Source organism: Oscillibacter sp. CU971 (genome assembly GCF_905219725.1).
Classification (GTDB): Bacteria; Bacillota; Clostridia; order Oscillospirales; family Oscillospiraceae; genus Oscillibacter.
In genome coordinates this window covers 20,668-29,045 of sequence record NZ_CAJMXG010000014.1, presented here as the reverse complement: position 1 = coordinate 29,045, position 8,378 = coordinate 20,668, and the positions used below count along the sequence as shown (strand labels likewise).

Annotated in this window: 11 protein-coding genes; 1 reads left to right on the top strand and 10 read right to left on the bottom strand. The window is 64.2% G+C overall.

Annotated elements, in window-relative coordinates:
- Positions 1-42 precede the first annotated feature (42 nt).
- Positions 43-300, top strand: coding sequence for a helix-turn-helix transcriptional regulator (locus JX325_RS02420; protein ID WP_243413881.1), 258 nt, complete (start codon positions 43-45; stop codon positions 298-300).
- Positions 301-375: 75 nt separating this feature from the next.
- Here JX325_RS02420 and JX325_RS02415 read toward each other — a convergent pair whose 3' ends face one another.
- From JX325_RS02415 to JX325_RS02370, 10 genes are all read right to left on the bottom strand, one after another.
- The gene (locus JX325_RS02415; protein WP_204789585.1) at positions 376-1,080 is read right to left on the bottom strand and encodes an IMP cyclohydrolase; all 705 of its coding nucleotides are present in this window, start codon (positions 1,078-1,080) and stop codon (positions 376-378) included.
- Positions 1,081-1,103: 23 nt separating this feature from the next.
- On the bottom strand, positions 1,104-1,625 hold the full coding sequence (locus JX325_RS02410; protein ID WP_204789584.1) for a M48 family metallopeptidase: 522 nt from the start codon (positions 1,623-1,625) through the stop codon (positions 1,104-1,106).
- Positions 1,626-1,647: 22 nt separating this feature from the next.
- On the bottom strand, positions 1,648-2,079 hold the full coding sequence (locus JX325_RS02405; protein ID WP_204789583.1) for an aspartate carbamoyltransferase regulatory subunit: 432 nt from the start codon (positions 2,077-2,079) through the stop codon (positions 1,648-1,650).
- 18 nt (positions 2,080-2,097) lie between these two features.
- Positions 2,098-3,018, bottom strand: a complete 921-nt coding sequence (gene pyrB / locus JX325_RS02400; protein WP_204789582.1) for an aspartate carbamoyltransferase — start codon at positions 3,016-3,018, stop codon at positions 2,098-2,100.
- A 23-nt stretch (positions 3,019-3,041) separates the two neighbouring features.
- Positions 3,042-3,677: an orotate phosphoribosyltransferase gene (gene pyrE, locus JX325_RS02395; RefSeq protein ID WP_204789581.1), complete on the bottom strand. Its 636-nt coding sequence runs from the start codon at positions 3,675-3,677 to the stop codon at positions 3,042-3,044.
- A gap of 16 nt (positions 3,678-3,693) precedes the next feature.
- The gene (locus JX325_RS02390; RefSeq protein WP_204789580.1) at positions 3,694-4,161 is read right to left on the bottom strand and encodes a DUF6194 family protein; all 468 of its coding nucleotides are present in this window, start codon (positions 4,159-4,161) and stop codon (positions 3,694-3,696) included.
- Positions 4,158-4,862 (bottom strand): orotidine-5'-phosphate decarboxylase, encoded by a 705-nt coding sequence (gene pyrF, locus JX325_RS02385; protein ID WP_204789579.1) that lies wholly within the window; start codon positions 4,860-4,862, stop codon positions 4,158-4,160. The genes JX325_RS02390 and pyrF overlap by 4 nt, the downstream gene beginning before the upstream one ends.
- On the bottom strand, positions 4,855-5,772 hold the full coding sequence (locus JX325_RS02380; RefSeq protein ID WP_204789578.1) for a dihydroorotate dehydrogenase: 918 nt from the start codon (positions 5,770-5,772) through the stop codon (positions 4,855-4,857). The genes pyrF and JX325_RS02380 overlap by 8 nt, the downstream gene beginning before the upstream one ends.
- Complete coding sequence (locus JX325_RS02375) at positions 5,754-6,503, bottom strand: dihydroorotate dehydrogenase electron transfer subunit (RefSeq protein ID WP_204789577.1); 750 nt, start codon at positions 6,501-6,503, stop codon at positions 5,754-5,756. The genes JX325_RS02380 and JX325_RS02375 overlap by 19 nt, the downstream gene beginning before the upstream one ends.
- Positions 6,500-7,837, bottom strand: a complete 1,338-nt coding sequence (locus tag JX325_RS02370) for a dihydroorotase (protein WP_204789576.1) — start codon at positions 7,835-7,837, stop codon at positions 6,500-6,502. The genes JX325_RS02375 and JX325_RS02370 overlap by 4 nt, the downstream gene beginning before the upstream one ends.
- Positions 7,838-8,378: the final 541 nt, after the last annotated feature.

The following is an 8,378-nucleotide window of genomic DNA, read 5'->3' as shown; positions in this document are numbered from 1 at the left end:
AGGGCGGATATCCCTGTTAAACTATATTCGAGGTGAGGGGCCATGGAAGATCTGAAGAGTATCATCCGCTATCAGACGCAGGAATATGGCCGGATCGTGGTGAAGCTGGACAAGGTGCTGGATGAGCGAAAAATCAGTCGAAATAAGCTTAAGACATTGACAGGCGTTAAATATGATGTGATTACCCGCTATTATCGGGGAGAGCAGATTGAATTGGTGGACTTAAATTTCCTGGCGAAGGTCTGCTACGCCTTGGATTGCAGGATTGAGGATTTGCTGGAATACCAGAGACCGGAATAAAAATCCCCGGAGTATCATACTCCGGGGATTTTTCTGTAGGTTCGTGCCTTCCGACCCCTGACAGCCGCAGGTCAATTAGTACCGGTTCCGGATCACGTCCCGGTGGCTCCCGTCCGCCAAATCCACGAACCGGACGAAGAGGGACACCTTATTCTCCGGGTTCAAAGCCTCCCACACCTGCTCCGCCAGGGCCTCCGGCGTNTTGGCGTCCAGGACGNCCCGCTCCGGGTCCCCCTCGAAAGAGGGCAGGGGATTCCCGTCCCCCAGGTAGGTGTGGAGGAAGCGGCCCTCCCCGGCAAGGGGCGCGTCGTAGTGGTAGAAGTACCGGCAGCAGCAGTCCGGGTTTCCCTCGGCGCTTTTCAAAATGGAGAGCTGAAAGCTGCCGTCGGGGCTTAAAAGGCCGGAGATGCGGGGGGTGTAGTTGGNCGCGTCCGGCTCGAAGGCNCGGCTTTTCAGCGCCCCGGCAAAGGTGCGGCCCTCCAGGAGATAATCCCGGACCGTGTCCGTCTGGTCCCCGTTGGTGACAATCAGCTCGCCGCCTGCCTTTCGGACCGGGTGGTAGATGATGAGGCTGGGGTCCGTCATCTTGGACGGGTCGCGGGCCTCCGTGCGGATGCCGTCCTCCGTGGGGACAAACACCCGGTTCCGGGAGTTTTCGCTGCGGCCCATGATGAAGTACACCGCCACGGCCTGTTTTCCGTCCCCGCTCTTCCCCAGGACGATGCCCCGCCCGGGGTAGGGATTTCCTTTCAGCAGGTCCAAGAGATTTCGCTTTTCCATATCCGTCCTCCATATCTCGAATTTCAGTTCATCGAGAGCAGCTTCTTCCGCTCCCGCCAGTCCGGGAGATACCGCTCCAGCAGGGCGTAAAACCCCGGCCCGTGGTTCTTCTCCCGGATGTGGCAGAGCTCGTGGACCACCACCAGCTCCACAGCCTCCTCCGGGCAGTTCATCAAAAAGCAGGAAAAGCACAGGCTGTTTTTCGCCGAGCAGCTTCCATAGCGCTTCCGGGCCGCGGTCACTTTAAAGCCGGTGGGGGCCACGCCCATTTTTTCGCTCCAACGGGCGATTTTTCCCGGCAGCTCCGCCCGGGCCCGGGCTTTCAAGACCTCGATTTCCGCCGCCGTGGGGGCGGGCGGGCGGCGGGCGGCTTTTTCCCGCTGGAGCTTCAGGTGCCGTTCAATCCAGGCGGCGTGAGCCGTTACAAAGGCGTCAATCCGTCCCTGGGCGCAGCGCAGGGGCGCCCGGACCAGCAGCCGCCCGTCCGCCGTGACCTCCAGGGCCAGGGTCCTGCGCCGGGAGCGGATCAGTTCATAGGCTTCCATGTTCTTCTCTCGCGCCCTCCGGTCAAACGCCCTTTTTCTTCCCCTTGGCGGTGTCGCAGTAGGCGCAGCGGTAGACGTGCCTCTCCGGGTCGCTGAGGAGGAAAATGGCGTCCAGCTGGGGCTCCGCCACGGTGATGCACCGGGGGTTCCTGCACCGGATGATGTTCACCAGCTTCTTGGGGGGCTGGAGGCGGCGCTTTTCCGTCCGGACGCCGTCCCGGATGATGTTGACGGTGATTTTGTCGTCGATATAGCCCAGCACGTCCACATCCACGTCCATGGGGGAGTCGATTTTGATGATGTCCTTTTTCCCCATCCGGCCGGAGCGGACGTTTTTGATGATGGCCACGGAGCAGTCCAGCTGGTCCAGGTGGAGGTATTTGTAGATGTCCATGCTCTTGCCCGCCTGGATGTGGTCCAGGACGACGCCGTTTTGGATGCTGTCAATGTTCATAGAGTCCTCCCCTTTCCGTTAGACACGGATGTCCAGCAGCTTCAAAATCAGGGCCATGCGGATGAACTTCCCGTTTTTCACCTGCTTCCAGTAGGCGGCCCGGGGGTCCTTGTCCACCGCCACGGAAATCTCGTTCACCCGGGGCAGGGGGTGGAGGATGGAGAGNTCCGCCTTGGCGGTCTCCAGCTTCTCCGGGGTGAGGATATAGCTGTCCTTCAATCGGAGGTAGTCCTCCTCGTTGAAAAAGCGCTCCCGCTGGACCCGGGTCATGTAGAGGATGTCCAGGTCCGGCATGACGGCCTCCAGGCTTTCGGTCTGCTTATAGGGGATGCCCCGCTTTTTCAGGGCCTCCTCCTTCACATAGCGGGGCAGCTTCAGCTCCGCCGGGGAGATGAGGACGAATTTGACGTTCTCATAGCGGCTCAGGGCGTTCACCAGGGAGTGGACCGTCCGGCCGAATTTCAGGTCGCCGCAAAAGCCGATGGTAAAGCCGTCCAGCCGCCCCTTCTCCCGGTGGATGGTCAGAAGGTCCGTCAAAGTCTGGGTGGGGTGGTTGTGCCCGCCGTCCCCGGCGTTGATGATGGGAACCTCGCTGAACTGGGCGGCGGCGAAGGGCGCGCCCTCCTTCGGGTGGCGCATGGCGATGATATCGGCGTAGCAGCTCACCGTGTGGACGGTGTCCCCCACAGTCTCCCCCTTGGACGTGGAGCTGGAGGAGGCCTCGGAGAAGCCCAGCACGCCGCCCCCCAGGGCCAGCATGGCGGACTCAAAGGAGAGCCGGGTCCGGGTGGAGGGCTCGAAGAAGAGGGTGGCCAGCTGCTTGTGGGCGCAGGCGTCCTGATACTTGGCGGGGTTTGCGAGGATGTCCTCCGCCGTGGAAATCAACTGGTCGATTTCCTCCACGGTGAGGTCGGTGACGTCAATGATGTTTCTGGGCATACAGGCTCCTTTCCCCGGTTCAGTCAGTCTCTCCAGCTCTCGTCGGAAGGGTTCGCCCGGAACTTTTTCAGACGCTTGATGTCCTCGGGCCGGATTTTCCCCTCCGCCGCGGCGATGTCGCACACCGCGTCGAAGTTGGAGAGGCTGTAGTTGGTCACGTTCGCCGCCGCCAGGCGGTCCAGGCCCTTCTGAAGGCCGTAGGTGAAGATGGACGCGACGCCCAGCACCTCCGCCCCGGCTTCCCGAAGGGCCTCCACCACGTCGATGCAGCTTCCGGCGGTGGAGATCANGTCCTCGACGACGACGACCCGCGCTCCGGGCTCCAGCTTCCCCTCGATGCGGTTCNGCCGCCCGTGGTCCTTGNCGCTGGAGCGGACGTAGCCCATGGGCAGGCCCATGAGGTGGCCCGCGATGGCGGCGTGGGCGATGCCCGCCGTAGAAGTGCCCATGAGAACCTCCACACTGGGATAGTGCTTGCAGATAAGGTCCACCAGCCCCTCCTCCACGTGGGTGCGGACCTCGGGGGCGGTGAGGGTCAGGCGGTTGTCGCAGTAGATGGGGCTTTTGATGCCGCTGGCCCAGGTAAAGGGCTCGCCGGGGCGGAGGAACACCGCGCCGATGGATAAAAGGTCGTGGGCAATGGTCTGTTCACGGGTCATGTGCAGGACTCCTTTCTCATATTCCGGCGGGAACGCCGCGCCGGCGTTTGGCGAACTTTTCCCTTGCGTATTCATAGCTTTCTTGAATCAGCGGCTTCATGGCCTCAAAGGTCTCCGGCGACGGGTTCAGCACGGCGGCCCAGCCCATCCAGGCGTATACCGGGTGGGGGATAAGGCGGTCCGGGGCGGAGAAATCCGCGTCCACGGACGCCACGCCCCCCTTGGGAGGACGGGCGGGCAGGGCGCCGAAAAGACGGGCATACGTCCCCTTCCGGAGGCCCAGGTTTACCCGGTAGACCCCGGGGCGGTCCAGCCGGGAGGCGGCATCGTTGGCCCCGTCCTTCTCCTTGACGGTGAGCACATAGACGCCCCGCTTCAAAACGCCGCCGGGGTTGTAGAATATGCCGCTCTCGCCCCAGCTTTCTGTCCGGACCGTGCCCTCCAGATTTGCCAGGCAGTATTGAAGAATGTCCTCCGGCTTCATCCCAGGAACTCCTTTACCGCCCGGCGGTAAGCCGCCACCGGGTCCGCCGCTTGGGTGATGGGGCGGCCCATGACGATATAGTCACAGCCGTTTTTCGCCGCCTGTTCCGGGGTCATCACCCGCTTCTGGTCCCCCACGTCCCCTCCGGCGAAGCGCACGCCGGGGGTGACGGTGCAAAAGCCCCCGCCGCAGCGCTCCTTCACCAGCGCCGCCTCCAGGGGGGAGCAGACCACGCCGTCCAGGCCGCTGGCGGCGGCGTTTTTGGCGTAGGCCAGAACGGTTTCCGCCATGGGGGCTTCAATCAGCAGCTCCTCTTTCAAGGCGGCGGCGTCCGTAGAGGTGAGCTGGGTGACGGCGATGAGCAGGGGCCGCGTGCCGTCGGGGCGGGTCAGCCCCTCCAGGGCGGCCTTCATCATGGCGGAGGTCCCGGCGGCGTGGAGGTTCACCATGTCCGCGTCCAGGCCGGAGAGGACCGCCATGGCCCGCTTGACCGTGTTGGGAATGTCGTGGAGCTTTAAGTCCAGGAAAATCCTGTGTCCCCGGGCCTTGATTTCCCGGACGATGGACGGCCCCTCGGCGTAGTACAGCTCCATGCCGANTTTCACAAAGGGCNTGTCCTCCCCGGCGGGGAAGCGGTCTAAGAATGCCAGGGTCTCCTCCCGGGCGGGGAAGTCCAGGGCGATGATTACGTCTTTAGCCATGGTGCGCTCCTCCTGTCAAGTCCGATAGTTTTTCCACGCCCAGCCGCTCACAGACGGCGGGCAGGTCCTCAATGATTNTTTTGCAGGCCCAGGGGTCCCGCAGGTTCGCCGCCCCCACCTCCACGGCGGCGGCCCCCGCCAGCATCATCTCGGCGGCGTCCTCCGCGGAGCTCACGCCGCCGCAGNCGATGNGGGGGAGCTTCACNGCCTCGTACACGTCCCACACCATCCNCAGGGCCACNGGGAATACGGCGGGGCCGGAGAGGCCCCCGGTGCGGTTTTGAAGCAGGGGGCGCTTGGTGTTCAAATCAATCCGCATCCCCAGAAGCGTGTTGATCAGGCACAGCCCGTCGGCCCCCTCCGCCTCACAGGCCCGGGCGATCTCCGCGATGTCCGTCACGTTGGGGCTGAGCTTCATGAAGACGGGCTTCTTCGTGGCCGCCCGGACGGCCCTTGTCGCGGCGGCGGCGCTGTGGGGGTCCGAGCCGAAGTTTCTCCCCCCGGCGTGGACGTTGGGGCAGGAGATGTTGACCTCCAGGATCTTCACCGGCTCCGCCTCCTCCAGCGCCCGGCAGTTCTCCGCGTACTCCTCCAGGGAAAAGCCGCAGACGTTGGCGATGACCGGGCCGTGGAAAATCCGGGCGATGTTGGGGACCTCCTCCCGGAGGACCGCCTCGAGCCCTGGGTTCTGGAGGCCCACGGCGTTCAGCATCCCGGCGGCGGTTTCCGCGATCCGGGGCTGGAGGTTGCCGGGCCGGGGGTCCCGGGTGGTGCCCTTCCAGGAGAAGGAGCCCAGGAGATCCAGGTCATAAGCATCCGCGAACTCCCGGCCATAGCCGAAGGTCCCCGAGGCGGGAATGATGGGATTTTTCAGGGTCACCCCCGCCAGGGTTACGGAGAGGTCTGCCATACAATGTCCTCCTTGTGGAATATGGGCCCGTCCTTGCACACCCGGCGCAGGCCCTTCTTTGTCTGAATGGTGCAGCCCACGCAGGCCCCGAAGCCNCAGGCCATCCGGGCCTCGAAGCTGAACTGCCCNCCGGTGATTTGGGGCAGGGCGTGGACGGCCTTTAACATGGCCGTGGGGCCGCNGGCGCAGACAAACCGGCAGTCCGGGAGTTCGTTCAGCATGTCCGTGACAAAGCCCCGGGCTCCCAGGCTCCCGTCCTCCGAGACGGCCAGCACCTCCGCGCCCAGGGCGGCGAACTCCTCTAAGTAAAAGGCGTCCTCCTNGGAGCGGANGCCCAGGNCCACCTGAACGCCCCGCCCCGCCGCCAGCATCCGCTTCGTCAGGCCATAGAGCGGGGCGGCGCCGATGCCGCCGCCCACCAGGACGGCGACCTCCGGCACGGCGGCGATGTCAAAGCCGTTCCCCAGGCCGGAGAGGGTGCTCAGCGCTGTCCCGGCGGGGAGGCGCACCAGCTCCTTCGTGCCCTCGCCCGCCTCCTTCACCAAAAGGGTCAGCCTCCCCTCCGCCCAGTCGCAGACGGAGATGGGGCGGCGGAGANACTTCCCCGGCAGCTNCNGATTCACAAACTGCCCCGGCGCGGTGACGGCGGAGGTATCCCCTGCCAGGACCAGCTCCCACACGTCCCCGGCCAGGCGCCGGGCGCGCTCCAGGGTAAACACGGATTTCTTCATGGTTCCCCTCCTTCTTGGCGGTCATAGCCCCGGATGATGCCGGTGGTCCCGCTGGGGCTGGGCTTCAAGCCCTCCGGAAAGACGATGTTCCCGCCCACAAAGGTCATGGAGACGGCGGCCTCCACCCGTCTTCCCGCGAAGGGCGTGGCCCGGCCCAGGGAGCGGAAGCCCGCCGGGTCCACCGTGCCCGCGTGGTCGAAGGACAGCACCGTCAAATCGGCGGGCTGGCCCTCCGCAATGGTCCCGCCCGGCAGGCCGAATATCCTCCGGGGGTTGACGCACAGGGCGTTTAGGATGGTTTCCAGGGGGACCTTCCCCGTTTTCACCAGCTCCGTGTAGAGAACCGGGAAGGCGCATTCCAGACCCACCACACCGTTGAGGCTCCCCCGGAGGCCCCGGGCCTTTTCCNCCGCCGAGTGGGGGGCGTGGTCCGTGGCGACGNAGTCCACAGTCCCGTCCAAAAGGCCCGCCACCAGCGCGTCNCGGTCCGCGGCGGAGCGGATGGGGGGATTCATCTTAAACCGCCCGTCGTCCTCCAGGTCCCCGTCGCAGAGACAGAGGTAGTGGGGCCCGGTCTCGCAGGTGACGGGGAGGCCCTGGGCCTTGGCGGCCCGGATGAGGGTCACGCTTTCTTTTGTGGAGATGTGGCAAACGTGGTAGCGGCATCCCGTTTCCCGGACCAGCTGGACATCCCGCTCCACCTGCCGCCACTCGCTGGCGGGGTCGTTGCCCGGGAGGCCGTGCCGTTTGGCAAACTCCCCGTCGTGGACGCACCAGCCCTTGTCCAGCAGGGACTCGTCCTCACAGTGGGCCACGATAGGCCGGTCCAGCTTTTTTGCCAGCAGCATAGCCCGCCGCATCATCTCCCGGGACTGGACGCCCCGGCCGTCGTCGGAGAAGCCGGGAACAGAAGGGGCCAGGGCCCCCATATCCGCCAGAGCCTCCCCCTTCTCCCCCTGGGTGATGGCCCCGTAGGGATAGACATGGACCCGGGCGTCCCGCCGGATGGCTTCCAGCTCCACTTGGAGGCGGTCCGGGCTGTCGGGCACGGGGTTCAGGTTTGGCATGGCGCAGAGGGCGGTATACCCTCCCGCCGCCGCCGCCGCCGCGCCGGAGGCGATGGTCTCCTTATAAGAAAATCCAGGCTCCCGAAGATGAACGTGAACATCTACGAAACCTGGAACAATGAAATGGTGATTCAATTCAATGACGGCCGCGCCGTCCCGGGAAAGACGGGGGGAAACGGAAACAATACGCCCTTCGGAAACGGCAATATCCAGGGGCTGGAAGCCCCCGCCGCAAAAGACGGACCCGCCGGTCAGCAGCAGACGCATAGACGCTCTCCTCTCCATTTATTCAAAAAGATATGATATCGGAAAACCGCCGCTTTGTCAACCGGGTGGGGCAAAAAATTTCTGTTCACGGGCTTCTCCGTCCGTCCGGACCGTCCGGAATCCGTGGAACGGCCTTTCATGCCGCCCGTTCCACGGATTCCGCAGAGAAGCTTTCCGCTTTGGATCAAGCTGCGGATCAACGGTCCACAAACCGCCGCGGCAAGGGGTCAATACTTCAAAGGATGGGCGTCCGTGTACAGCTTCCCGACGTTGATGGCGTAGAAGTCGAAGTTATCCAAAAGCGCCTCGAGCTCCTTGGGATATCCCTTCCCGGAGCTGCGGATTACGTCCATCAGATGCACGCTGACGGGATACCGGGTCGGGTCCATCCGGGTGGGGAGCCGGTGGGAAAAGCTCCAGCCCTGATACTGGATATGCACGGCGCTGTCGAACAGAGACGGCTCTCCGGGAATCTCCTCCCCCATGGACGGCGGGTACTGGTTTAGGCCCATACAGTTGGAGTCAAAGAGCATCTTGAACC